Raw genomic sequence first — 25,212 nt, 5'->3', positions numbered from 1 at the left:
GCCCGCCTGATGCTAATCTGCACCCCACTTGTCGAGCCGCAACCCGCCCAGGGTTCAGGGAAGACGACCACATTTCAGTAACGGACATTGATCGGGTCATTCATGAATAAATCAGCAGGCGTGCTTCTGGGAATCGTTGTGGCCATCGGCGCAGTCAGCGCCGGCGGCGCGTGGTACACCGGCACCAAAATCGAAAGCGTGATCAACACCTCCCTGGCCGACGCCAACCAGCAATTGCAGGCGGCGATGGTCGGCCATAAAGGCACCGCCAAAGTGGAACTGGTGTCGCTCGAGCGCCACGTTTTCAGCAGCACCGCGCACTACCGCCTGAAGGCCGAGGGTGAAATGTTCGGCGAGGCGCCGGTCGAGTTGCTGTTCGTCGACAAGCTCGAACACGGCCCGCTGCCGTTCTCGCGCCTGATGACGCTCAAGCTGCTGCCAGTCATGGCCACCAGTCACTACGAGCTGGAAAAAACGCCGCTGACCGAAAAGTGGTTCGCCGCCACCAAGGACGCCTCGCCGCTCAAGGGCGTGGTCAATATCGGCTACGACAACTCCACCAACGGTTCGCTGGAATTGCTGCCGGTGGAAACCGCACTGGATGACAAGTCCAGCGTGAAATTCTCCGGTCTCAAGGTCGACATTTCCGCCAGCGCCGAAGCGAAGAAGGTCAAGGCAGACGGTTACATGGACAGCCTCAAGCTGGTCACCGTCGCTGAAGATCAGGCACCGGTGCAGGTCGAGTTGAGCGGCCTGACCCTGGCCAGCAACCTGAACAAAAGCACCTACGGTTACTACACCGGCGAGAACACCCTCAGCCTGACCAACAGTAAAACCACCTTCAGCCCGAAACAGACGGTGCTGGGTTTCAAGAATTTTGAAATGAAGAACCAGACCCAGGAATCGGGCACCACCGCTTCGGGGCGTGCCGATTACAAGATCGACGAAGTAACGCTCAACGACAAAAAGGTCGGTTCGGTGCAGATGGCCTTGAGCCTGAAGAACCTCGATATTCCGTCGACCATGGCGTTGATGGAGATTTACCAGACCAAACTGCAGCCGTACGAGCAGGCGGTTGCCGAGGCCACTGAAGCCGGTCAGCCGGCACCGGAGCTGAACCTGACCGAAGCCGAAGAAGCAGTGCTCAAATCCAATCTGGAGAAGCTGCTGGCTGCCGGCCCGCAGGTCGCGCTGGAAAACCTGTCGCTCAAGACTACCAATGGCGAAAGCCGCGCCAACCTGGTGCTGGACCTGACCAAACCGCCATCGGTTGAAGTGCCTGCCGACCAGCTGGTTCGCCAGTTGATCGCCTTGCTGGATCTGAATCTGCAAGTGTCCAAGCCGATGCTCGTCGACATCCTCACCCTGCAATCGCAGCTGGATGGCCAGACTGATGCCAAGTTGATCGCCGATCAGGCGACTGCTTCGGCGGACATGTTCAGCAGCATGGCCGTGGGTTCGCAACTGGCGAAGCTCGATGGCAACAACGTCGTGAGCAAGCTGCATTACGCCAACAATGAGGTGGATTTCAACGGGCAGAAAATGACGGTTGAGCAGTTTGTTGGATTCTTGATGAGCAAGTTTGGTGGGACTGTGCAGGTTCAATAACCTGGCTTCACACCAACCCCTGTAGGAGCGAGCACGCTCGCGATGGACGTCAACGATAACGCTGGCTTCCTGACACCCAGCGGCGTCTGCGCCTCCATCGCGAGCATGCTCGCTCCTACAGGATCCGCGTCCCCATCCATTTCGTCACCCGGATCCGAGACTTGTGTAGGACGGTTCCGAACCTCGAAAACCCCGTTGTATTGCCTTTGGGCACTCGCCTATCGTTCGTCGTCGCCGACAGAGCGGCGATAGACCTTAGCCGGTCGTTTGAGTGGAATGCACGAGCGCCCGTATAATCGCGGCGCTTTTTGCTGCCTGACATATGTCTATGGTGGCTGTGCGTGGGACACCTACGGGTGTGCCGGGTTTCCTCTCACCGGTCGGCTAACCCCCGTACAGCTGCCACCTCATTCGATTAGCCGCGGAGAAGGGTGGGAGTTTCATCATTAAGAGGAAATTCAAACCATGTCCAAATACCGCCCACTCGAAAGCAACTTCAGCGTCGGCCCAACCCTCTACATCGACACCGAAGCTCGCGCATCCGACCTCCTCGAAACCGCCACCTACCGCATCAAAGCCGCGCGCAATCTGCTCAACAGCATCACCTGCCTGTGCATCAAAGACGCCCAAGGCCACGACCTCGAACACTTCGCCAACGCCGCCCACATCCTCATCCAGGACGGCTGCGAAGCCCTGAACGCCCTGGGCTGGAAGCTAGAAATAAAAGCCGGATAACACCGCTACCCCTGTAGGAGCGAGCACGCTCGCGATGGAGCTCCATACACCGCGGGAAATCAGACACCCCGCGTTATCGTTGGCGACCATCGCGAGCATGCTCGCTCCTACAGGATCTGTGTCACTCACTGATCAATCGCCAACCCGCATCTGCGGCCAGACGTTCCAGACCTAATCTCGATGCTCAGCCAAATCCCACTGCCAACGCGCGAAAGGTCCGGCTATAGTTTGCACGCCGACCACGGCCCCACCCCGCACAAGGTGCTCCGGAATGACCCGATTGACCTCATTGAAACCTTGGCTCGCGGCTTTGGCAGTCGCCTTTTGCGTGCAGATGCCAGCGCAGGCCGCCAAAGAGGCCTTCACCCTGAACATCCCGGGAGTGTCCGATGACCGCCTGTTCACCTCGGCCGCCGCCAGCGATGCCCAAGGTTGCGGCGGGCACAACGTGTCCCCGGCACTGGCCTGGAACGCCGGCCCTGCGGGCACTCAGAGCTACGCCATCGTCATGCACGACCCGGACGGCCAGAAAGGGCAGGGCGTCGATCACTGGGTGCATTACGGCATCAAGGCCAGCACCCGTCAGATCCCGGCCGGTGTCGGCGCCAAGTCCGCGCTCGAAGGCATGGGCGGCACTAACAGCAAAGGCACCACCAGCTACGTCGGCCCGTGCCCGCCGGTGGGCGACAGCGCGCATCACTACATCATCCAGCTCTACGCCCTGGACCTGGCGCCGGATGCCTTGCCTGCGGGCCTGACCCGTGCGCAGTTCCTGGAAAAAATCAAAGGCCACGTGCTACGCAACAGCAGCGTTGTGCGGCGTTATCACCGCTGAAAAATTTTTCACAGCGGCTTAACCCGAATCAAAAGGGCTGCCCGTCTCACAGGATGAATGGATCAATTTCATCCTGAGGTCAGCCCCCATGTCTCTTCCCCTGCATTTTCTCCGCCCGGCCGCCCAGGGTTTCGCCGCCGGGTTGCTGCTGGCCGTTGCCGGTTGCGGCGTTTCGTCCAAACCCGAATCCGTGGCGGTGTCTTCCGAGTCAAAAACCGAAGCCGTGGCGCAGGCGCCAGCACCGATGGCCGACGCCGCCGTGGTCGGTGGGGCGCTGGCCAAACGCAGTGTGCGCGTGGCGTCGATGGCGAATGTTGCGCCAATGCCGGCCGCTGAAGCTTATCCACAGGGCTATCGCGATGAGCAGCGGGAGCAATATCAAACCCTTGTGGATAACCCTATCCACAGCGTCGCCGAAGCACCGGTGTCGACCTTCAGCGCCGACGTCGACACCGGCGCCTACGCCAACGTCCGTCGCTTGCTCAACCAGGGGCGCCTGCCGCCGGAAGGGGCGGTGCGGCTGGAGGAAATGGTCAATTACTTTCCCTACGACTATGCCCTGCCGACCGATGGCTCGCCCTTCGGCGTGACCACCGAGCTGGCGGCTTCGCCGTGGAACCCGCACACCCGCCTGCTGCGCATCGGCATCAAGGCGAGCGATCGCGCGGTGGCGGAACTGGCCCCGGCGAACCTGGTGTTTCTGGTGGACGTGTCCGGCTCAATGGATCGCCGCGAGGGTTTGCCGCTGGTCAAAAGCACGCTGAAGTTGCTGGTCGATCAATTGCGCGAACAGGATCGCGTGTCGCTGGTGGTCTATGCCGGCGAATCCCGCATGGTGCTGGAGCCCACTTCCGGACGGGAGAAAGCGAAAATTCGTACAGCCATCGACCAGTTGACCGCAGGCGGCTCAACCGCCGGCGCTTCGGGCATCGAACTGGCTTATCAACAGGCGCAAAAAGCCTTTATCCCCAAGGGCATCAACCGCGTGCTGCTGGCCACAGACGGTGACTTCAATGTCGGCATCAGCGACTTCGACAGCCTCAAGCAGATGGCTGTGGATAAACGTAAAACCGGCGTTTCCCTGACCACCCTGGGTTTTGGTGTGGATAACTACAATGAACAGCTGATGGAACAACTGGCCGATGCTGGCGATGGCAACTATGCCTACATCGACAACCTGCGCGAGGCCCGCAAAGTGCTGGTGGATCAACTCGGCTCGACCCTCGCCACGGTGGCGAAAAACGTCAAGTTGCAGGTGGAGTTCAACCCGGCGCAGGTCAGCGAGTACCGGCTGCTGGGTTATGAAAACCGCGCGCTCAAGCGTGAGGATTTCAGCAACGACAAAGTCGATGCCGGTGAAATCGGTGCAGGACACACGGTGACGGCGTTGTACGAAATTGTCCCGGCGGGAGAGAAGGGTTGGCTGGAGCCGCTGCGCTACGGTAAGCCGGGCGCCACGGTTGCCGACAATAATGGAGAAATGGCGATGCTGCGTGTGCGTTACCAGCTGCCGGAAGGTGGGAAAAGTCGCCTGATCGAACGGCCGATTGTGAACGCGCCCGTGGGCAATCCCAGCGATGATTTGCGCTTTGCCGCGGCGGTGGCGGCGTTTTCCCAGCAGCTCAAGGATGGCCGCTACACCGGTGACTTCAGCTTCAAGGACACCGAAGCCCTGGCCCGTGGCGCACGGGGCGACGACCGCTTCGGCCTGCGCGGCGAGTTCGTGCAACTGGTGGAGCTGTCGCAGAGCCTGCGCACTACGACGGCATCGAACTCAACCGCCACTGAACAACGGATCGAATAGTGAGCCGACTCAAGGGCTTCATCAGCCAGCTGTTTGCATCCAGCAACAGCACCGAGGCCAGCAGCGACGAATTGCTGCTGGCACGTTATCGCGAGGGTGACGGCGCGGCGTTCGAGATTCTGTACGCCCGCCATCGCCAGGGATTGTTCCGCTTTCTGCTGGGGCTCAGCGGCAGCGCGGAGCGGGCCGAGGAGGTCTATCAGGAAACCTGGCTGAGCCTGATCCGCAGCGCCAGTCAGCCACAGGGCAGGGCGACTTTTCGTACGTGGCTGTACCAGATTGCCCGCAACCGCCTGATCGATCACTGGCGCAAGCACGGCATCCATCAGCCGCTGCACGACAGCTACGACGAACACACCCACGCCCAGGCTGACGACGCAGCCGACCCTGCGCAACTGCTGAGCCTGAGCCGCGACAGCCAGCGCCTCGACGCCGCCCTGCAAGCCTTGCCGGCCGATCAGCGCGAAGTGTTCCTGCTGCGCGCCTACAGCGATCTCGACCTGCCGCAAATCGCCACCCTCACCGAAACACCGCTGGAAACGGTCAAGAGCCGCCTGCGTTACGCCCAGCAAAAACTGCGTCGGCTGCTAGCCGAAGAGGTACTGACATGACTGACGCCAAGCGAGATCAGGTGCTCGAACACTACCGCGAACAGGCCACCGGCGAACCACCGTCCCACCTCGATGCCGCCATTTTGGCCGCCGCGCACAACCAATTGCCTGCGCCGAAACCGAGCCTGTGGCAACGCTGGATCCGCGCCTGCCAGCAACCACGCTGGCAAGTGGCATTCGCCAGCCTCGTCGGCGTCGCACTGATGCTGGCGCTGGTACAACGCACGCCCGAATCCGTACCACGCTACGACTTCGCCCCAGCCCCCAAAGCCGCCACGCCAATGGCCAAAAAAGAAGCCGAACCCGCCACCGCCCGCGCACTCAGCGCCCCAGCCGGAGCCATGCCCGCACCTGCAGCGCCAATGGCCGAATCCGCCGCCCCGGCACAAATCGAATCCTTCAGCGCCGACAGGGCCGACGAAGCCAAAGCCAGCAAACGCAAGGCCGCTCCCGTGAAATCCCTGGACGAACAACTGCACGAAGTCATCCACCTGCAAAAAGCCGGACAAACCCAAGCCGCCGACAAACTGCTCGCCGACCTGCAAAAACGCTTCCCCAAGGAAAACCTCGACGTCCGACTCAAGCAATTGCAGAAAAACTGATCGGCAAACCCCACGACCAATTGGCATCAAGGCCCGAAAGCGCGCACTATCGGGCCATAGCCGATGCGTTGGAGCATGCCGTGACAAAGAAAATCGACCGCATCGCCCAAATGCTCAACTGCCCGGAAAAGGGCGAAGAACTCAGGCGCGCGATTACCGAGAGCCGTAAGGATTTTCTGATGAATCAGCCGGAGGCGGCTGAGGATGAGGAGCTTGAAGAGGAGTTCTTCGAGGGGGATGAGGATGGCGAGTTTGAGTGGTGGACGGATTGAAAAAACACTCTCGTCCGGCCGCCGACCATCTACCGAACTCAGCCGATCTACAGCCGCAGGCTACTGACCTTCGTGACGCCATTTCGGCCAGCCGCTACGATCGACGCCCGGCCATTGCTGCCGATGCAGTATTTGCCGAGCTTGATGCATTGGTGAATGAAATAGCCGCCGAGAAAAACCATTCTGCAGGACTTGTCGCCCGGGATAATCCCGAACGGTTTTGAGTTTCAAACACCCACAAAAAAGCCCCAGACCCATCGGACCTGAGGCTTTTTCACATCGATTCATGGCGCACCAGGCGGGATTCGAACCCACGACCCCTGCCTTCGGAGGGCAGTACTCTATCCAGCTGAGCTACTGGTGCAGCGGGCGCCATGATACTCATATGCATGGCGGGCGTCCATGCTGCTGAATCGCCTGTGTTTTTTTAAAGCTGTAACGCGCGTTTGCTACGTTGATCAGAAAAACGCGGCAATAAAGGCTAATTCGTTCTTTTTTTCGAACGCCCTATTGTCCTTTACCCCCTTTGATCCTAGGATTCGTTTGAGATTTCAAACGCTCTTGTCTGGGTGCTGAACCGCACGAATTCAATACGTGCGCTATTTATGTGCTTCAGCCCGGTGAATGATTTCCCTGACGGCAGCCTACCCAGGCGCCTTTCTACAATCATAATTTGCTCCGCGCGTGCGCGGTGCTGTTAAGGAAAGCCGACATGCAGCTTAAAGACACCCAGTTGTTCCGCCAGCAAGCCTTCGTCAATGGCGCTTGGGTCGATGCGGACAGTGGTCTGACCATCAAGGTCAACAACCCGGCAACGGGCGAAATTCTGGGCACCGTGCCGAAAATGGGCGCTGCCGAAACCCGTCTGGCCATCGAAGCTGCTGACAAGGCGCTGCCGGCCTGGCGTGCACTGACCGCCAAAGAGCGTGCGGGCAAACTGCGTCGCTGGTTCGAACTGATGATCGAGAACCAGGAAGACCTGGCTCGTCTGATGACCCTCGAGCAGGGCAAGCCACTGGCCGAAGCCAAGGGCGAAATCGTTTACGCCGCTTCGTTCATCGAGTGGTTCGCCGAAGAAGCCAAGCGCATCTACGGTGATGTGATTCCGGGCCACCAGCCAGACAAGCGCCTGATCGTGATCAAGCAGCCGATCGGCGTGACCGCTGCCATCACCCCGTGGAACTTCCCTGCCGCGATGATCACCCGTAAAGCCGGCCCGGCCCTGGCCGCCGGTTGCACCATGGTGCTCAAGCCTGCTTCGCAAACTCCTTTCTCCGCCCTGGCCCTGGCCGAACTGGCTCAGCGTGCCGGTATCCCGGCTGGTGTGTTCAGCGTCGTGACCGGCAGCGCCGGCGACATCGGCAGCGAGCTGACCAGCAACCCGATCGTGCGCAAACTGTCGTTCACCGGTTCGACCGAAATCGGTCGTCAGCTGATGTCCGAATGCGCCAAGGACATCAAGAAAGTATCCCTGGAACTGGGCGGCAACGCTCCGTTCATCGTGTTCGACGACGCGGATCTGGATAAGGCCGTCGAAGGCGCGATCATCTCCAAATACCGCAACAACGGTCAGACCTGCGTCTGCGCCAACCGCCTGTACATTCAGGACGGCGTTTACGACGCGTTCGCCGAGAAGCTGAAAGTGGCCGTTGCCAAGCTGAAGATCGGTAACGGTCTGGAAGAAGGCACCACCACTGGCCCGCTGATCGACGAGAAGGCTGTGGCCAAGGTGCAAGAGCACATCGCCGACGCACTGAGCAAAGGCGCGACCGTACTGGCCGGTGGCAAGGCGATGGAAGGCAACTTCTTCGAGCCGACCATCCTGACCAACGTACCGACCAACGCAGCCGTGGCCAAGGAAGAAACCTTCGGTCCTCTGGCGCCGCTGTTCCGCTTCAAAGACGAAGCCGAAGTGATCGCGATGTCCAACGACACCGAGTTCGGTCTGGCCTCGTACTTCTACGCTCGCGACCTGGGCCGTGTGTTCCGTGTGGCTGAGGCTCTGGAATACGGCATGGTGGGCGTCAACACCGGTCTGATCTCCAACGAAGTCGCGCCGTTCGGCGGCATCAAGGCTTCGGGCCTGGGTCGTGAAGGCTCCAAGTACGGCATCGAAGATTACCTGGAAATCAAATACCTCTGCCTGGGCATCTAAGCTCGAAGGCAAGGATTGCTTCAAGCGCAAAGGGCACGAGAGCGCTGTCCCTTTGCGCCGCTTCAAACGGGAATTTTCTTTGTGGCCGGGAACGCAGTGGCAGTCGATCATCGCATGCTGCCACTGTTGACTCCCCGCCGCGTAATCCTTGAACCACGCCGCCCGATGAGCGGCGAATGAGGAATGTAATGAGCAAGACTAACGCTGATTTGATGGCCCGCCGTGTAGCCGCTGTTCCACGTGGTGTTGGCCAGATCCACCCGATCTTCGCCGAGTCCGCGAAGAACGCTACCGTGACTGACGTTGAAGGTCGTGAGTTCATCGACTTCGCCGGCGGTATCGCTGTACTGAACACCGGCCACGTGCACCCGAAAATCATCGCCGCCGTGACCGAACAGCTGAACAAGCTGACCCACACCTGCTTCCAGGTTCTGGCCTACGAGCCGTACGTGGAACTGTGCGAAAAAATCAACGCCAAGGTGCCAGGTGATTTCGCCAAGAAAACCCTGCTGGTCACCACCGGTTCCGAAGCTGTAGAAAACGCCGTTAAAATCGCCCGTGCCGCTACTGGCCGTGCCGGCGTGATCGCCTTCACCGGCGCATACCACGGTCGCACCATGATGACCCTGGGCCTGACCGGTAAAGTCGTGCCTTACTCGGCCGGCATGGGCCTGATGCCAGGCGGCGTGTTCCGCGCGCTGTACCCGAACGAACTGCACGGTGTGAGCATCGACGATTCGATCGCCAGCATCGAGCGTATCTTCAAGAACGACGCCGAGCCGCGTGATATCGCTGCCATCATCATCGAGCCGGTTCAGGGCGAAGGTGGTTTCTACGTCGCTCCGAAAGAGTTCATGAAGCGTCTGCGCGCTCTGTGCGACCAGCACGGCATCCTGCTGATCGCTGACGAAGTACAGACTGGCGCTGGCCGTACCGGCACCTTCTTCGCCATGGAACAGATGGGCGTTGCCGCCGACCTGACCACCTTCGCCAAATCCATCGCTGGCGGCTTCCCGCTGGCCGGTGTGTGCGGCAAGGCCGAACACATGGACGCCATCGCGCCAGGCGGCCTGGGCGGCACCTACGCCGGTAGCCCGATCGCTTGCGCCGCGGCCCTGGCCGTGATGGAAGTGTTCGAAGAAGAAAACCTGCTGGACCGCTGCAAGGCAGTCGGCGAGCGTCTGGTCACTGGCCTCAAAGCCATCCAGGCCAAGCACCCGGTGATCGGCGAAGTCCGTGCCCTGGGCGCGATGATCGCGGTTGAGCTGTTCGAAAACGGCGACAGCCACAAGCCGAACGCTGCAGCCGTGGCTTCCGTTGTGGCCAAGGCTCGCGACAAGGGTCTGATCCTGCTGTCCTGCGGCACCTACGGCAACGTTCTGCGCGTCCTGGTACCGCTGACCTCGCCGGACGAGCAACTGGACAAAGGTCTGGCGATCATCGAAGAGTGCTTCGCTGAGCTCTGATTACCCAGTGTGACCTGCCTCACAAAAAACCCGCTTCGGCGGGTTTTTTCATGGCTGCGCAAATGTCTGCGGCACTTTTGCGCTGTATCGAAAGGCCAGCATTGGCTAAGGTTTCCGCATTGCCAGGGAGAGCTGTATGACAGTTGTCATTTTACCCGCCGTTCCGAGAGTGCTGATCGCCGAGGCCGACCCCTGGTCCCGGGATCTGCTCAAGGAAGTGTTGTTGAACGTACGCTGCGATGCGCGTCTGGATTTGTGCGCCAACGGCCAGCAGGCGCTGGAGTTGCTGGCGGCCAATCCCTATGACCTGGTGATCGCCGACTGGGAGTTGCCGGGCGTGGATGGCCTGAATGTATTGCGCAGCGTTCGCCAGCGCAAACGCAATCCGCCGTTGCCGTTCATTCTGATGAGCAGCCGTAACGACAGCGCCAGCGTGCGCGAAGCCTTGCCACTGGCGCCCGCCGCGTACCTGACCAAGCCGCTGAACATGGAAGGCCTGACTCACCGCCTGCAGGATCTGCTGGTCAATGCCGGTGAAGAGGTCGCCTGCGAGGTGCCGTCGCTGGCGCCGGGCATGACCTTGTCGGTGTACCTGGAGCGGCGCCGAGAGCTGGCCGAAGGTGCGCCGTTGATGACTGACGTGCAGTTGGCGGTCAGTTGCAGCCTCAATCCCAATGGGCTCGATCTGTCGAAGCTGGAACACGAGATCCGCACCGACCCGCAGGTCACCGCGGTGCTGATCGCCGCTGCCAACAGCGCCGCGCAGCACAATGGCGGTGCGGTGCAGACCTTGTCCCAGGCGCTGCACAAACTGGGGACCGGGCAGAGCATGAACCTGATCCTCGGGCTTTCACTCAAGCGCAGCGCCCGGCTCAGCGATCCGGTTCTGGCGGACTATGCAGAGCGCAATTGGGGCCTGTCGCTGCACACCGCCGAATACGCCCGCACGCTGGCGCGCCTGCTCGATCTGGATCAGGCGCGCTGCTATTGCGCCGGCGTCCTGCATCGCCTCGGGGATCTGGCGCTGTTGCGCTGCCTGCAGGAGTGGAAGCAGGCCGGTGGCGAACTGGACGATCAGGAGGAGGTGGGCGATGCGCTCGCCGAATTCGGCGCGGCCTATGGTTCGGCCCTGCGTACTCGCTGGCGCTTGCCGCTGGAGCTGCGTGAGTTGATTGCGGCCTGTTATCAGCTCGGTGGCGGGGTTTATTCTCGTGAAGCGCTGGTGATGAACATGGCAGCGCAAATGGCGCGGCTGACGGAGCATGAAGGGGTCGAGGAACTGGCGAAAAGCCGGACGGCGCGGTTGCTCAAGATCGGGTTGCCGGAGCTGATGCGGATGCGCAAATAACGCAGACCCCTTGTAGGAGCTAGCTTGCTCGCGATGGTCGTCAACGATGACGTTGGGCATCTGACACCCAGCGGTGTTTTCGAATCCATCGCGAGCAAGCTCGGCTCCTACAGGATCGCGGCGTACACAAAGGAACATTGTGGGAGCGGGCTTGCTCGCGAAGGCGGTGTGTCAGTCGCTAGTCGGCGGCTGACAGGGCCTCTTCGCGAGCAAGCCCGCTCCCACATTGGTTTTGTGTTCACCGATTAACCGGTCACGATCCGGTTCTTGCCATCGCGCTTGGCCTGATACATCGCCGCATCCGCCCGGGCGAACAGGCTGTCCAGGCTTTCATCCGCATCGTTGAGGCTGGTCAGCCCCTGGCTCACGGTGATCCCGAACGTTTGCCCGTCGTGTTCGAAACTCAGCCGCTGGATCTCACGCTGCAAACGCTCAGCCACCTGCAACGCCATCTCCGGCGTGCAACCGGGAAACACCGCAGCAAACTCCTCGCCACCAATACGCCCGAACAGATCCCCACGACGCAAAGCCGCACGCCCACTGTCGGCGATGCGTTGCAGCACGTTGTCGCCTTCCTGGTGGCCGTAGGTGTCGTTGATCACTTTGAAGTCATCGATGTCCAGCATCAGGAACGACAGCGGCGTGCCGTGCTGCCGGGCCAGTTCGAACTCTTCGTGGGCGCCTTCGAAGAAGTGGCGGCGGTTGCTGCTGCGGGTCAGGGCGTCGGTGGTGGCCAGGCGTTGCAGCTCGGTTTCCATGCGCTTCTTGTCGGTGATGTCTTCGGCGATGCCGACGATAATCACCGGCTGCCCAGGCTCGGCCTGACGGTTGATGAAGCACTTGTCGCTGATCCAGCGCAGTTGGCCGTCGGCGTCGATGATCCGGTACTCGCGGTCTTCCACTTCGCCCTTGACCAGCACCTCGGCGAGGCTGCGTTCGGCGTATTCCAGATCGTCGGGGTAGATGCTGTCGCGCCACTGGTTGTAGTCGGCCAGCAGCGAGTCGGCGCTGTGGCCGAAGATCCGTTCATAGGCGGGGCTGACATACAGCACCTGTCGCGTTTCCCAATTGAACGCCCAAAGCACCGCGTTGACGCTCACCAGCAGGGTGTTGAGCAGCTGTTCGCGCTCGCTCAGACGCGCCACCTCGCCCTGGGCGTGCATCAGCGCCAGCAGGGTTTGCGCGGTTTCCGGCCACTGCGGTGAGGTGTGATCTTTCGGGTTTCTATCGATCATCGGCACAACTCTCAAAGGGCGTGCGCCGCTTGAGGTTCGAACGCGGCCGCAACGAAGCCCGCCTGAATGGCGAAGTGTCTTTGAGATAGGGGATACGGGATGAAGTTCCCGATGAGAGCGGCGAGGGAGAGGCCTCCCGCCGGGCGGTAAGGCTAAAAACCGGTGTGGGAGCGAGCCTGCTCGCGATTGCGGTCTTTCAATCAACACGGATGTTGAATGTCAGTCCCTCATCGCGAGCAGGCTCGCTCCCACAGTTTTTTCAGCGTCAGGCAGCGGGACGCAGAGAGTAAGTTTTCAACTGATCGGCAAAATCACGCAGCGACTGAATCCCGCTGGCCTCGGCCTCATGCACCCAATCCTTGATGGCGGCGAGCATGTCGTGGCCGTTGGAGCTGGTCTTGACCCAGATCTGCTGCAGGGCCAGGCGTTTTTCGTAAATCACTTTCAACGCATGGCTGTGTTCGAGCATGGTCTGGATGCGCACATGGTGCCGGTCGTCCAGCAGGCTGGTTTCACGCGAAAGCAGGCGCTTGGCGCGGCGGAACTGGTGGCGGACCGAGTGATCGACCTTGGCCAGCTCCTGCTTGACCAGCGGGCCGATCACCAACTTGCGGTATTGGGCCATGATCTGGAAGCGGTTGTTGAGGATCGCCATGGCAGTGTCCATGTCCAGGCTGCCCTTGCCTTCGACGCGGTGGGCAATCGGCGCCACGCGCTGCACCTTGGCCAGACGCAGGAAACTGAACACTTGAATCCAGGCCCAACCCAGGTCGAACTCCCACTTCTTCACCGACAGCTTGGCCGAGTTCGGGTAGGTGTGATGGTTGTTGTGCAGCTCTTCGCCGCCGATCAGGATGCCCCACGGCACCAGATTGGTCGCCGCATCGCGGCACTCGAAGTTGCGGTAGCCGATCGCGTGTCCCAGACCATTGACCACGCCGGCAGCCCACACCGGAATCCACATCATCTGGATGGCCCAGATGGTGATGCCGATGGTGCCGAACAGCATCAGGTCGATGACGGCCATGATCCCTACGCCCAGCAGCGGATAGCGGCTGTAGAGGTTGCGTTCGATCCAGTCTTCAGGGCAGTTCTTACCGTAGATGCGCAGGGTTTCGGCGTTTTCCGCCTCGGCGCGATACAGCTCGGCGCCTTTGCGCAGAACGGTCGAAAGGCCTTTGATGACCGGGCTGTGCGGGTCATCGACGGTTTCGCATTTAGCGTGATGCTTGCGGTGGATGGCCGTCCACTCGCGAGTGTTCTGAGCCGTGGTCAGCCACAGCCAGAAGCGGAAGAAATGTTTCAGGCCAGCATTGAGCTCAAGGGAGCGATGGGCTGAATAGCGGTGCAGATAGACCGTGACGGCGACAATTGTCACGTGGGTCATCAGCAGAGTGACTGCGACCAGTGACCAGGCCGACAAGCCGAGAAAACCTTCGTACCACATAGGTTATGGGGCCCTCGATAAAGAAAAAAACAGCCGTTGCATTATCCCCATGCGCACACATAAAACCAGTCGGCCTTTCAGATAAGAGTGGCCCTTTGCTTTATAATCCCGACTTTTTTGTAGGGACATGGACCGTCTTATGTCTGCCAGTTATCGCGCTGCCATGCGTGCAGCGTTGTTTTACCTGATGTTTTCCATGATCTGGCTGCAGCTCAGTGGCTATTTATTGAACAGGTTCTTCGATGATTCCGTCGAGGCATCGCGATGGCAACTGATCAACGGTTATGCCTGGCTGCTGTTCAGCGCAGGCTTTGTGTTCTTCGCTCGAGCGCGCCTGTTGCGTTGTTTGGGGATGGCTGCAGAGTCTCGTGATAATCAGGAAAATCGCGAGCGTTTGCGTCAGGCAGCAGCGGTGTTCGACTGCACTCGCGAAGGGGTGCTGGTCACCGATCGTGCGGGCCTGATCGTCCACGTCAATCCGGCCTTCATGCGCATTACCGGTTATCACCGCGAAGAGGTGCTGGGCCAGCGCCCGAACCTGTTCAAGTCCGGTCGTCACTCGACGGATTTCTATCAGAAGATGTTTGCCACCCTCGACAGCGAAGACGAGTGGAGCGGCGAAATCTGGAATCGCCGCAAAAATGGCGAAATATTTCCGCAATGGCAAACCATTCGCGTCATTCGCGACGACCAGGGTCAGCGCAGCCATTACGTCGCGGTGTTTTCCGATATCAGCGCGATCAAGCATTCCGAGCAGGAGCTGATGCACCTGGCGCATCACGACCCGCTGACTGACTTGCCCAATCGCCTGCTGCTCACCGACCGCCTTGAGCAGGCCTTGACCTCGGCGCAGCTGCAAAAGCGCGGTTGCGCGCTGCTGCTGATCGACCTGGATCATTTCAAAATGATCAACGACAGCCTCGGGCACACCATCGGCGATCAATTGCTCAAGGCGGTCGCCGAACGCCTGAGAGCCATGTTCGAGCCGGGCATCACCCTGGCGCGGCTGGGCGGCGACGAGTTCGCGGTGCTGGCCGAGAACTGTCCTCAGGTGGAGCAGGCGGCGGCATTGGCTCGGCGCGTGATCGATGGGCTCAAGGAAGCGTTCCCGATCGATGGGCATCAGCTGTTCATCAACACCAGCATCGGCATCAGCCTGTTCCCCGCCGATGCCTTGAGCGCCGAGCAGCTGTTGCGCAATGCCGATTCGGCGCTGTTCAAGGCCAAGAGCGCGGGCCGCAACGACTATGCGCTCTACACCGAAGAATTGACCGCTCATGCCCAGCAGCGGGTCGAGACCTCGTTTGAGTTGCGTCATGCGTTGGACCAGCAGCAACTGCGGGTTTACTACCAGCCGGTGCATGAGCTGCGTAGCGGCCGATTGATTGGCGTCGAAGCGCTGGTGCGCTGGGAGCATCCGCAGCGGGGCCTGGTGTCGCCGGCGGAGTTCATTCCGATTGCCGAGCGCACCGGGCTGATTGCCGAAATCGATGCCTGGGTGATGCAGCAGGCGTGTCGGCAGATGTGCCAGTGGCAGCAGGCGGGCAGGGGGCTAGCGTTTGTCGCGGTGAATATCTCGTCGCGACTGTTTGCCCGTCGTGAGCTGTATGAGCAGGTAGCTCAGGTGCTGCATGAGACGGGGCTTGATCCTGCCTGTCTGGAGCTGGAAGTGACGGAAAGCGCGGTGATGGAAGATCCGGAAGTGGCGCTGGAGCAGATGCATCGCCTGCGTGAGCTGGGCGTGCAACTGGCCATCGATGATTTCGGCACCGGCTATTCCTCGCTGTTGCGGCTCAAGCGGTTACCGGTGCAGAAGCTCAAGATCGATCAGGGTTTCGTCGCCGGGTTGCCTTGGGACGAAGACGATGCGGCCATCGTCCGGGTGATCATCGCCCTGGCGCAGAGCATGGGTATGCAGGTGCATGCCGAGGGGATCGAGCAGGCTGAGCAGGCGGCGTTTTTGCTCGAGCAGGGCAGTGAGTTGGGGCAGGGCTACTGGTTCGGGCGGCCGGTGCCGGCTGAGCAGTTGGATTGGACACTGCAGCGCCCTTAGCAACTGGCGAAGCCTGCTCTTCTGTAGGAGCGAGCATGCTCGCGATGGTGGTCAACGATAACGTTGGCTTTCTGAATGCCCGCGCAATCGTTCACGACCATCGCGAGCATGCTCGCTCCTACAGGGCGCGCGGGCGGTAACAAACTCAAGGCGCAGCAGCCTGCGATCTTTTGATCTTCAAACCCCTGCCACCACGCAAACCCCCGCCATCCAATAATTTCTTCTGGTTATATAAACATTCTTAAATAGTATTTTTAAGAATATCAGCGCCTCACTACTATGGATTCCACGCCGCAAGCAGTGCCGCCACTGCCAGGCAACCCCATAGTCGAAAGGAGCAGCACCATGAGCGCATCCCTACGTAGCGTTGACGGTCAGGACGAAGCAACCATCCTGCGTGAAATCCAGAGCGCGCTGCGCGATCTGCGTTTCGGTGCCGTGGAAATCACCGTGCACAACGCTCAGGTGGTGCAGATCGAACGCAAGGAAAAATTCCGCTTGCAGCAGCCGGGCAACAAGCCGGGTTGAGGCGAACGCAGAACCGACACCGCGATTCCAGAAATCCATAACAACTAGCCAACAAAATTAGAATTCCAGGAGCTTTCACCATGTCGTCGATTCGCCATTTCGCTTTGGCCGCCCTGGCCAGCGCCCTGTTTGCCGGTTCTGCGGTTGCCAAGGACTACGAACTGCTCAACGTGTCCTACGACCCGACTCGCGAGTTGTATCAGGATTACAACGCCGAATTCGTCAATTATTGGAAGAAAAGCAACCCTGGCGACAACGTGAAAATCCAGCAGTCCCACGGTGGTTCGGGCAAGCAGGGCCGTGCGGTGATCGATGGCCTGCGTGCCGACGTAGTGACCCTGGCGCTGGCCGGTGACATCGATGAAATCGCCAAGCTCGGCAAGACCCTGCCGGCCGACTGGCAGAAGCGTCTGCCGGAAGCGAGTACGCCTTACACCTCGACCATCGTGTTCCTGGTGCGCAAGGGCAACCCCAAGGGCATCAAGGACTGGGGCGACCTGGTCAAGAACGACGTCTCGGTGATCACTCCTAACCCGAAAACCTCCGGCGGCGCGCGCTGGAACTTCCTCGCGGCATGGGCTTATGGCCTGAAAGCCAACGGCGGTGACGAAGCCAAGGCCAAGGAATACGTACAGACCCTGTTCAAGCACGTGCCCATTCTGGACACCGGTGCCCGCGGCTCGACCATTACCTTCGTGAACAACGGTCAGGGCGACGTGCTGCTGGCCTGGGAAAACGAAGCCTTCCTGGCGCTGAAGGAAGATGGCGGCGCCGACAAGTTCGACATCGTCGTGCCTTCGCTGTCGATCCTCGCCGAGCCACCGGTGGCCGTGGTCGACAAGAACGCCGAGAAGAAGGGCAACGAGCAGATCGCCGAAGCCTACCTCAAGCACCTGTACAGCCCGGCCGGCCAGGAAATCGCGGCGAAAAACTTCTATCGTCCTCGTGACAAGGACATCGCCGCCAAATACGTCACCCAGTTCCCGAAACTGGAACTGGTGACCATCGACAAGGACTTCGGCGGCTGGAAAACCGCGCAGCCGAAATTCTTCAATGATGGTGGGGTGTTCGACCAGATCTATCAGGCGCAGTAATCTTAAATAGCCACTGGCCTGGATGCTCAGGCACACATCCTGTGGGAGCGAGCCTGCTCGCGATGGTGTATCAGCCGACATCGATGTAGCTGACAAATCATCGCGAGCAGGCTCGCTCTCACATAACCAAGGACTTTTATGTCGCGTCGTATCTCCCCCGTCATACCCGGCTTCGGGCTGACGCTGGGCTACACCTTGGTGTATCTCAGCCTGATTGTGCTCATACCCCTGGCGGCGATGTTCGTGCATGCCGCTCAACTCACCTGGGATCAGTTCTGGGCAATCATTTCGGCGCCACGGGTGCTGGCGGCTTTGAAGCTGAGCTTCGGCACCGCGCTCTGTGCCGCGATCATCAACGGCATCATCGGCACGCTGCTGGCCTGGGTGCTGGTGCGCTACACCTTCCCCGGTCGCAAAATCATCGACGCGATGATCGACCTGCCCTTCGCATTGCCCACCGCCGTGGCCGGTATCGCGCTGACCGCGCTTTACGCCCCCACCGGTCTGGTCGGTCAGTTCGCGACGGACCTGGGTTTCAAGATCGCCTACACCCCCCTGGGCATCACCCTCGCCCTGACTTTTGTGACACTTCCATTCGTGGTACGTACCGTACAGCCGGTATTGGCCGATATCCCCAAAGAAGTTGAAGAAGCGGCCGCGTGCCTGGGTGCCAAGCCGCTGCAGGTGTTCCGCCACATCCTGATTCCGGCCCTGCTGCCGGCCTGGTTGACCGGTTTCGCCCTGGCCTTTGCCCGTGGGGTCGGCGAGTACGGTTCGGTGATCTTCATCGCCGGCAATATGCCGATGAAAACCGAGATTCTGCCGCTGCTGATCATGGTCAAGCTCGACCAGTACGATTACACCGGCGCGACCTCCATTGGCGTACTGATGCTGGTGGTTTCCTTCATTCTGCTGCTGCTGATCAACCTGCTGCAGCGCCGCATCGAAACCCCATAAGGAGGCGCAGAACATGTCCCAATCGTCTATTGCTGCCGCTTCCTCGGCCAACGCCGCCCGCCGTGGCAGTCCGGTGGCACGGCGCGTCCTGATCGGCCTTGGCTGGCTGATCTTCGCGCTGTTCCTGCTGTTGCCGCTGTTCATCGTGGTGTCTCAGGGCTTGAAGAACGGCATCGGTGCGTTCTTCGTCGCGATCTTTGAACCCGACGCCCTGTCGGCGCTGAAACTCACGGTGATCGCCGTGCTGATTTCGGTGCCGCTGAACCTGGTGTTCGGCGTCAGCGCCGCCTGGTGCGTGAGCAAATACTCGTTCCGCGGCAAGAGCATGCTGGTGACCCTGATCGATCTGCCGTTCTCGGTTTCGCCGGTGATCGCAGGTCTGGTCTACGTGCTGATGTTCGGTGCACAGGGGTTGTTCGGCCCGTGGCTGTCGGATCACGACATCCAGATCGTCTTCGCCTTGCCGGGCATCGTGCTGGCGACGATTTTCGTCACCGTGCCGTTCGTGGCGCGCGAACTGATTCCGCTGATGCAAGAGCAAGGCACTCAGGAAGAAGAGGCCGCCCGCCTGTTGGGAGCCAATGGCTGGCAGATGTTCTGGCACGTCACGGTGCCCAACATCAAATGGGGCCTGATCTACGGCGTGGTGCTGTGTACCGCGCGGGCCATGGGTGAGTTCGGGGCGGTGTCGGTGGTGTCCGGGCACATTCGCGGGGTGACCAACACCTTGCCGTTGCACGTCGAGATCCTCTACAACGAATACAACCACGTGGCCGCGTTCGCCGTGGCGAGCCTGTTGCTGATCCTGGCGCTCTTCATCCTGCTGCTCAAGCAGTGGAGCGAAAACCGTATTAACCGCCTGCGCGCCAGCGCCGCGGAGGAATGATTCCATGTCAATCGAAGTGCGTAACGTCAGCAAGAATTTCAATGCGTTCAAGGCGCTGAACGACATCAGCCTGGACATCCACAGCGGCGAACTGGTGGCTTTGCTCGGCCCGTCGGGCTGCGGCAAGACCACTTTGCTGCGGATCATCGCGGGTCTGGAAACCCCGGATCAGGGCAACATCGTGTTCCACGGCGAAGACGTTTCCGGCCACGACGTGCGTGATCGCAACGTCGGTTTCGTGTTCCAGCACTACGCCCTGTTCCGCCACATGACGGTGTTCGACAACGTCGCGTTCGGCCTGCGCATGAAGCCGAAAAATCAGCGCCCGAGCGAAAGCCAGATCGCGACCAAGGTTCACGAACTGTTGAACATGGTGCAATTGGACTGGCTGTCGGATCGCTATCCGGAACAACTCTCCGGCGGTCAGCGCCAGCGTATCGCCCTGGCCCGTGCGCTGGCGGTGGAGCCCAAGGTGCTGCTGCTCGACGAGCCTTTCGGCGCCCTGGATGCGAAGGTGCGCAAAGAGCTGCGCCGCTGGCTGGCGCGGTTGCACGAAGACATCAACCTGACGTCGGTCTTCGTGACCCACGACCAGGAAGAAGCCATGGAAGTTGCCGACCGTATCGTGGTGATGAACAAGGGCGTGATCGAACAGATCGGCTCACCGGGCGACGTCTACGAAAACCCGGCCAGTGATTTCGTTTATCACTTCCTTGGGGATTCGAACCGTCTGCATCTGGGTGAAGACAACCACGTGCTTTTCCGTCCGCACGAAGTGTCGTTGTCCAAGCACGAGTTGGACGATCACCATGCGGCCGAAGTGCGGGACATTCGCCCCCTGGGTGCGACGACCCGGGTGACGCTGAAGGTGGAGGGTCAGAGTGATCTGATCGAGGCCGAAGTGGTGAAGGATCACGACAGCCTGATCGGGTTGGCCAAGGGTGAGACCCTGTTCTTCAAGCCCAAAGTCTGGCAGAAAGTCGCCAACCTTTAAAAGCAAAAGATCGCGAGCAGGCTCGCTCCCACAGTGGATCTATATGCACATAGATCCCTCTGTGGGAGCGTGCCTGCTCGCGATGGCGTCCTATGCCGCCGCGCGATTCGGATTCAACCGCACCCCACCCACACGCACCTCGATCTGCTCTTTGAGCCCCTGCCGCAACCCCAGCATGAACGCCACCTCGGCCACCACAAACAACGGCCCGACAATCAACCCGGTCACATCATCGACAAACGCCGGCTTGCGCCCTTCGTAGTGATGCCCGACAAACTGAATCGCCCAACCCACCACAAACATCCCGACACCGCTGCTCAGCCACACCAGCGTGCTCTGCTGCGCCAACACGTGCCCCGCCCATACGCACAGCCCAAGCAACACCGTCATCAACACCCCGAGGCGCAATTCCAGGCGCAGGTAAAACCACGCCGAAGCCAGCGACACCAGCACCGCCGGCGACAACCATCCCCCGCCCCATTGCGGACGCGACAACAACACCGCCACCGCCACCACGATCAGCGGAATTCCGATGAAGTGGCTGGCAATGTTGCGCGGGTCACGGTGGTAGGCGGCGTACTGACCGAGATGGTCAACGAGGCTTTTTTTCATTGTTATTCCTCCTGTAGGGTGGCTGATCATGCCTCGGGGCCGGTTAACGCTCTGTCAGCCAGGCGACAATCTCTAGGAGTTTTCATGGATATGCAGCTGTGGCGCGCGCGCCTGATGCGCGGTCAGTGGTTCAGCCATCTGCCTGTGTCCCTTCAGGATAGCCTGCTCAAGGCGGCGCGCTTGCGACAGCTGACCGCGGGCCAGCGGCTGTTCCAGCGCGGCGATCCACCTTGCGGGCTGTACGCGGTGCTCGAAGGCGCGGTACGCATCGGTTCAGTCAATGAGCAGGGCAAGGAGGCGCTGCTGAGCCTGGTGGAAGCGCCGCACTGGTTCGGCGAGATCTGCCTGTTCGACGGCCAGCCCCGCACCCACGACGCGTTCGCCATGGGCCCGTGCACGCTGCTGCACATCCCGCAGACCGCGCTGCTGGCACTGCTGGATGAACAGCCGGTGTACTGGCGGCAACTGGCGCTGCTGATGAGCCAGAAACTGCGCCTGACCTTCATCAATCTCGAACAGCTGAGCCTGATGCCCGCGCCGACCCGAGTGGCCCACCGCCTGCTAATGATCGCCGACGGCTACGGCCAACTCGACCAACCCCGCCGCGTCCTGCAACTGCCCCAGGAACAACTGGCCTCGATGCTCTCGCTGTCACGCCAGACCACCAACCAGATCCTCAAGGATTTGCAGGGGCAGGGGATTATCGGGCTCGGCTACGGCGAAATCGAAATCCTCGACTCCGCCCGATTGCGGGCACTGGCCACCTTCTAAAAGCCAGCGCAAAACCCAATGTGGGAGCGGGCTTGCTCGCGAAAGCGTCCGGTCAGCAACATCAATGTCGACTGACACACCGTATTCGCGAGCAAGCCCGCTCCCACAGTTTTGATCTTCGGTGAACACAGAATTTGCAGCTGACAGAAATCCCCCCTGTGGGAGCGGGCTTGCTCGCGAATGCGTCGGGTCAGCAACATCAATGTCGACTGACACACCGCATTCGCGAGCAAGCCCGCTCCCACAGTTTGATCTTCAGTGAACACAGAATTTGCAGCTGACAGAAATCCCCCTGTGGGAGCGGGCTTGCTCGCGAAAGCATCAGATCAGCAGCATTAATGTTGGCTGACACACCGCATTCGCGAGCAAGCCCGCTCCCACAGTTTTGATCTTCAGTGAACGCAGAATTCGCGGCTGACACAGATCCCCTGTGGGAGCGAGCCTGCTCGCGATGATTCATCAGCCCACACCGATACAGCTGACAGATCATCGCGAGCAGGCTCGCTCCCACAAGGTTCTGGGTGAGCTTCAGCCCAACCCATCCCGAAACTGCCCAGGCGTCATCCCCGTCCAGCGCTTGAACGCGCGGCTGAAGCTGCTGGTATCGGCGAAGCCGAGCAAATAACTGATCTCACTCAACGAGCATTGCGGATCGCGCAGGTGCAGCAGCGCCAGGTTTTCGCGGCTTTCGTTGAGAAGCGTATCGAACCGACAGCCCTCGTCCGCCAGGTGCCGTTGCAGGCTGCGCAGGCTCAGGTGCAGTGCCTTGGCAATGTGCTCGGCGCTCGGTTCGCCTTCGGGCAGTTGCTCCTCGATGGCATCGCGCACCTTGCGTTCCCAGGTCAGCGGTTTGAGTTGCGCCAGGGTGCGCTTGAGCACGGTTTCGTTGTGTTCGGCCAGTTCCGGGTTGGCGTCGTCCAGGTGGCTGTCGAAGTCGATCAGGGCAAATTCCAGGCGGTCCTCGCTGGCGCCAAAGTGCACCGGCGAGCGGAACACCTTGTGCCACTGGTGCGAGTCCGCCGGTTCCGGGCGGCGCAGGTAGACCGCCAGCGGCGCGTAGTCGCGACCCAGGCGATTGCGGCAGGTGCGCACGTAAATGGCGGTGAAGGCGTCGATGGCTTCGAAGGCCGGGGGGAGATTGCCCGGGAGGATTTTCAGGCGGAACAGGTAGCGGTCTTCGGCGCGAGTCAGCTCAAGCTCCAGCGCATCGCTGACCACCTGGTGATAACGCACGATGCGCTCGAACACCTCGCGCAAACTGCCGCTGGCCACCAGCGCATAACCGAGGGCGTGGAAGGTGGTCGGGCTGACGAAACGCGAGACGCGCAAACCGATCGCCGGATCGCCGCTGGCCTGCACCGCCAGCTCCCACAACCGCGTGGTGCCGGACAACGGATAGCGGGCGTTGGGGTCGTCCATCAGCTGCGGATCGAGCCCGGCCTGTCGGCACAGTGCGTTGCTGTCCAGACCCAGGGCATCGAGTTGCTTGCGCAGGGCGCGGGTCCAGCTGGCGAGGGAGGTCGGTTCAGTCATGCTGATTGGCGCTTCCGGTCAACAGGTTGGCGTTCACGGCTACCGCTGCACGAAGGCGCAGCGATCAAGATGCGAACCATCAATAACCAGAGGATGGAAGCATGGACCGTACTTCTGCAAGTCCCCAGCGACTGAATGCTGCACAGCGATCGGCGCATATTCGTGAAGTGGTGCTGGCCAAGGGCGTCGAGTTGCGCGAGCGCCACCCGATTCTCAAGCATCAGGACGCCCTCGGCGCCGGCATCCTGGCCTTCGCTCTGGCGGGGATGATCGGGTCGGCGGCGCTCTACATCAACGGGTATCTGGCGTGGTGGGCGTGCCTGCTGCTCAACGCGTTCTTCGCATCGCTGACCCACGAACTGGAACACGATCTGATCCACAGCATGTACTTTCGCAAGCAGCGGGTGCCGCACAACCTGATGATGGGCCTGGTCTGGCTGGCGCGGCCGAGCACCATCAACCCGTGGATTCGCCGGCATCTGCATCTGAACCACCACAAGGTGTCCGGCACCGAAACCGACATGGAAGAGCGGGCGATCACCAATGGCGAGCCCTGGGGCTTTGCGCGGCTGTTGATGGTCGGCGACAACATGATGTCGGCGTTCATCCGCATGCTGCGGGCGAAAACCTGGGCGCATAAATTCAGCATCATCAAGCGCGTGCTGAAGGTCTACGCACCGCTGGCGCTGCTGCATTGGGGCGCGTGGTATGTGTTTCTCGGCTTCCATACGGCCAATGGCGTCGCGTATCTGATGGGGGCGCCGATCGAATGGTCGGCGACCACGCTGTCAGTGATGAACGTGATCGACATCGCCGCCGTGGTGATTATCGGTCCCAACGTGCTGCGCACCTTCTGCCTGCATTTCATCAGCTCGAACATGCACTACTACGGCGATGTGGAACTGGGCAACGTGATCCAGCAAACCCAGGTGCTCAATGCCTGGTGGCTGTGGCCGCTGCAGGCGTTCTGCTTCAACTTCGGCAGCACCCACGGCATCCATCACTTCGTGGTGAAGGAGCCGTTTTACATCCGCCAGATGACGGCGTCGGCCGCACATAAAGTGATGCGCGATATGGGCGTGCGCTTCAACGACATGGGCACTTTCGCCCGGGCGAACCGGTTTACCCGCAAGGCAACCGTAGAGCCGCAGCAAGTCCAGGCAACAACGATCAGTTAAACCAAACACGAACCCTGTAGCAGCTGGCGAAGCCTGCGTCCGACTGCGAAGCAGTCGTAAAATCAGCCAGCCCGGTGTGTCAGGCAGACTGCGCATTCAGGGTTTACGACTGCTGCGCAGCCGGACGCAGGCTTCGCCAGCTGCTACAGGTTTGTGTGCCCGGAAACTCAAACGGAAAAATGACAGTCATCAAGTTGACCCAAAGAGTCGGTAAGGTTTGATGCATGTGGGCCGGGGAGGGTTTAGGGATATATGCGATTTGGGCCTAATAAAGTAATTAAATATTCCTTTATTAGATAACCGATATCGCCAATCATCCGCTCCACAGCTGTTGAACACCGCTGGCAGTTTTGAGTTTCCGGGGCCGTCTCCTTGGCAGGGTGCGGTCCCTTTTTTTTGCCTGAAGGAAACACCGCCTTACCCCCTGTGGGAGCGGGCTTGCTCGCGAATGCGGTGGATCAGGCGGCATTTGTGTTGAATGACAGATC

General features: G+C 60.5%; 23 protein-coding genes and 1 tRNA gene. 19 read left to right on the top strand and 5 right to left on the bottom strand.

Annotated elements, in window-relative coordinates; genetic code table 11:
* Window positions 1-102 precede the first annotated feature (102 nt).
* The 8 genes from K9857_RS20845 to K9857_RS20810 all read left to right on the top strand — a co-directional run bounded on the left by K9857_RS20845 (window position 103) and on the right by K9857_RS20810 (window position 6,691).
* On the top strand, window positions 103-1,608 hold the full coding sequence (locus K9857_RS20845) for a YdgA family protein (protein ID WP_224538861.1): 1,506 nt from the start codon (window positions 103-105) through the stop codon (window positions 1,606-1,608).
* A 465-nt stretch (window positions 1,609-2,073) separates the two neighbouring features.
* Window positions 2,074-2,343 carry a hypothetical protein gene (locus K9857_RS20840; protein ID WP_224538859.1) on the top strand — a complete coding sequence of 90 codons (270 nt, stop codon included), beginning with the start codon at window positions 2,074-2,076 and terminating at the stop codon, window positions 2,341-2,343.
* A gap of 271 nt (window positions 2,344-2,614) precedes the next feature.
* Window positions 2,615-3,178, top strand: coding sequence for a YbhB/YbcL family Raf kinase inhibitor-like protein (locus tag K9857_RS20835; RefSeq protein WP_224538857.1), 564 nt, complete (start codon window positions 2,615-2,617; stop codon window positions 3,176-3,178).
* 88 nt (window positions 3,179-3,266) lie between these two features.
* Window positions 3,267-4,982, top strand: coding sequence for a vWA domain-containing protein (locus K9857_RS20830; protein WP_224538856.1), 1,716 nt, complete (start codon window positions 3,267-3,269; stop codon window positions 4,980-4,982).
* Entirely contained in the window at window positions 4,982-5,593 is a 612-nt protein-coding gene (locus tag K9857_RS20825) for an RNA polymerase sigma factor (protein WP_318011773.1), read from the top strand. Before K9857_RS20830 ends, K9857_RS20825 begins: the two co-directional genes overlap by 1 nt.
* Window positions 5,590-6,195, top strand: coding sequence for a hypothetical protein (locus K9857_RS20820; protein ID WP_224538854.1), 606 nt, complete (start codon window positions 5,590-5,592; stop codon window positions 6,193-6,195). Before K9857_RS20825 ends, K9857_RS20820 begins: the two co-directional genes overlap by 4 nt.
* A 20-nt stretch (window positions 6,196-6,215) precedes the next feature.
* Window positions 6,216-6,467 (top strand): hypothetical protein, encoded by a 252-nt coding sequence (locus K9857_RS20815; protein ID WP_224538852.1) that lies wholly within the window; start codon window positions 6,216-6,218, stop codon window positions 6,465-6,467.
* Entirely contained in the window at window positions 6,464-6,691 is a 228-nt protein-coding gene (locus tag K9857_RS20810) for a hypothetical protein (protein WP_224538850.1), read from the top strand. Before K9857_RS20815 ends, K9857_RS20810 begins: the two co-directional genes overlap by 4 nt.
* A gap of 63 nt (window positions 6,692-6,754) precedes the next feature.
* Here the strand turns inward: K9857_RS20810 and K9857_RS20805 are convergent.
* A tRNA-Arg gene (locus tag K9857_RS20805) sits at window positions 6,755-6,831 on the bottom strand.
* A 348-nt stretch (window positions 6,832-7,179) separates the two neighbouring features.
* Here K9857_RS20805 and gabD point away from each other — a divergent pair.
* The 3 genes from gabD to K9857_RS20790 all read left to right on the top strand — a co-directional run bounded on the left by gabD (window position 7,180) and on the right by K9857_RS20790 (window position 11,436).
* A complete protein-coding gene (gene gabD / locus K9857_RS20800; RefSeq protein ID WP_224538849.1) occupies window positions 7,180-8,622 on the top strand; it encodes an NADP-dependent succinate-semialdehyde dehydrogenase in 1,443 nt (480 codons plus the stop codon).
* A 188-nt stretch (window positions 8,623-8,810) separates the two neighbouring features.
* The gene (gabT, locus tag K9857_RS20795; protein ID WP_224538847.1) at window positions 8,811-10,088 is read left to right on the top strand and encodes a 4-aminobutyrate--2-oxoglutarate transaminase; all 1,278 of its coding nucleotides are present in this window, start codon (window positions 8,811-8,813) and stop codon (window positions 10,086-10,088) included.
* Window positions 10,089-10,224: 136 nt separating this feature from the next.
* A complete protein-coding gene (locus tag K9857_RS20790) occupies window positions 10,225-11,436 on the top strand; it encodes an HDOD domain-containing protein (protein ID WP_224538845.1) in 1,212 nt (403 codons plus the stop codon).
* Between the two features lie 245 nt (window positions 11,437-11,681).
* On the opposite strand, the gene K9857_RS20785 is transcribed toward K9857_RS20790, so the two are convergent.
* Window positions 11,682-12,671: a GGDEF domain-containing protein gene (locus K9857_RS20785; RefSeq protein ID WP_224538843.1), complete on the bottom strand. Its 990-nt coding sequence runs from the start codon at window positions 12,669-12,671 to the stop codon at window positions 11,682-11,684.
* A 265-nt stretch (window positions 12,672-12,936) separates the two neighbouring features.
* On the bottom strand, window positions 12,937-14,118 hold the full coding sequence (gene desA / locus K9857_RS20780; RefSeq protein ID WP_224538841.1) for a delta-9 fatty acid desaturase DesA: 1,182 nt from the start codon (window positions 14,116-14,118) through the stop codon (window positions 12,937-12,939).
* A gap of 139 nt (window positions 14,119-14,257) precedes the next feature.
* Here desA and dibA point away from each other — a divergent pair, with 139 nt between their 5' ends.
* The 6 genes from dibA to K9857_RS20750 all read left to right on the top strand — a co-directional run bounded on the left by dibA (window position 14,258) and on the right by K9857_RS20750 (window position 20,630).
* Window positions 14,258-16,171, top strand: a complete 1,914-nt coding sequence (gene dibA, locus K9857_RS20775) for a phosphodiesterase DibA (RefSeq protein WP_224538839.1) — start codon at window positions 14,258-14,260, stop codon at window positions 16,169-16,171.
* 345 nt (window positions 16,172-16,516) lie between these two features.
* Window positions 16,517-16,699 (top strand): sulfur starvation response protein OscA, encoded by a 183-nt coding sequence (oscA, locus tag K9857_RS20770; protein ID WP_007975618.1) that lies wholly within the window; start codon window positions 16,517-16,519, stop codon window positions 16,697-16,699.
* A gap of 80 nt (window positions 16,700-16,779) precedes the next feature.
* Window positions 16,780-17,793, top strand: a complete 1,014-nt coding sequence (locus K9857_RS20765) for a sulfate ABC transporter substrate-binding protein (protein WP_224538837.1) — start codon at window positions 16,780-16,782, stop codon at window positions 17,791-17,793.
* A 138-nt stretch (window positions 17,794-17,931) separates the two neighbouring features.
* Window positions 17,932-18,750: a sulfate ABC transporter permease subunit CysT gene (cysT, locus tag K9857_RS20760; protein ID WP_224538835.1), complete on the top strand. Its 819-nt coding sequence runs from the start codon at window positions 17,932-17,934 to the stop codon at window positions 18,748-18,750.
* A gap of 13 nt (window positions 18,751-18,763) precedes the next feature.
* Window positions 18,764-19,636, top strand: a complete 873-nt coding sequence (gene cysW, locus K9857_RS20755) for a sulfate ABC transporter permease subunit CysW (RefSeq protein WP_175376449.1) — start codon at window positions 18,764-18,766, stop codon at window positions 19,634-19,636.
* Between the two features lie 4 nt (window positions 19,637-19,640).
* Window positions 19,641-20,630, top strand: coding sequence for a sulfate/molybdate ABC transporter ATP-binding protein (locus tag K9857_RS20750; RefSeq protein WP_224538833.1), 990 nt, complete (start codon window positions 19,641-19,643; stop codon window positions 20,628-20,630).
* A gap of 90 nt (window positions 20,631-20,720) precedes the next feature.
* On the opposite strand, the gene K9857_RS20745 is transcribed toward K9857_RS20750, so the two are convergent.
* The gene (locus K9857_RS20745; RefSeq protein WP_224538831.1) at window positions 20,721-21,242 is read right to left on the bottom strand and encodes a DUF962 domain-containing protein; all 522 of its coding nucleotides are present in this window, start codon (window positions 21,240-21,242) and stop codon (window positions 20,721-20,723) included.
* 84 nt (window positions 21,243-21,326) lie between these two features.
* On the opposite strand from K9857_RS20745, the gene K9857_RS20740 reads away from it, so the two are divergent.
* Window positions 21,327-22,013: a Crp/Fnr family transcriptional regulator gene (locus K9857_RS20740; RefSeq protein WP_224538829.1), complete on the top strand. Its 687-nt coding sequence runs from the start codon at window positions 21,327-21,329 to the stop codon at window positions 22,011-22,013.
* A 528-nt stretch (window positions 22,014-22,541) separates the two neighbouring features.
* Here K9857_RS20740 and K9857_RS20735 read toward each other — a convergent pair.
* The gene (locus K9857_RS20735; RefSeq protein ID WP_224538827.1) at window positions 22,542-23,546 is read right to left on the bottom strand and encodes an AraC family transcriptional regulator; all 1,005 of its coding nucleotides are present in this window, start codon (window positions 23,544-23,546) and stop codon (window positions 22,542-22,544) included.
* Window positions 23,547-23,647: 101 nt separating this feature from the next.
* On the opposite strand from K9857_RS20735, the gene K9857_RS20730 reads away from it, so the two are divergent.
* Window positions 23,648-24,724, top strand: coding sequence for a fatty acid desaturase (locus K9857_RS20730; RefSeq protein WP_224538825.1), 1,077 nt, complete (start codon window positions 23,648-23,650; stop codon window positions 24,722-24,724).
* Window positions 24,725-25,212 lie beyond the last annotated feature (488 nt).

The sequence above is a fragment of the Pseudomonas sp. REP124 genome (genome assembly GCF_020164475.1).
Taxonomy (GTDB): Bacteria; Pseudomonadota; Gammaproteobacteria; order Pseudomonadales; family Pseudomonadaceae; genus Aquipseudomonas.
The sequence above is the reverse complement of the archived record's forward strand: the minus strand, read 5'-3'. Positions and strand labels throughout refer to the sequence as shown.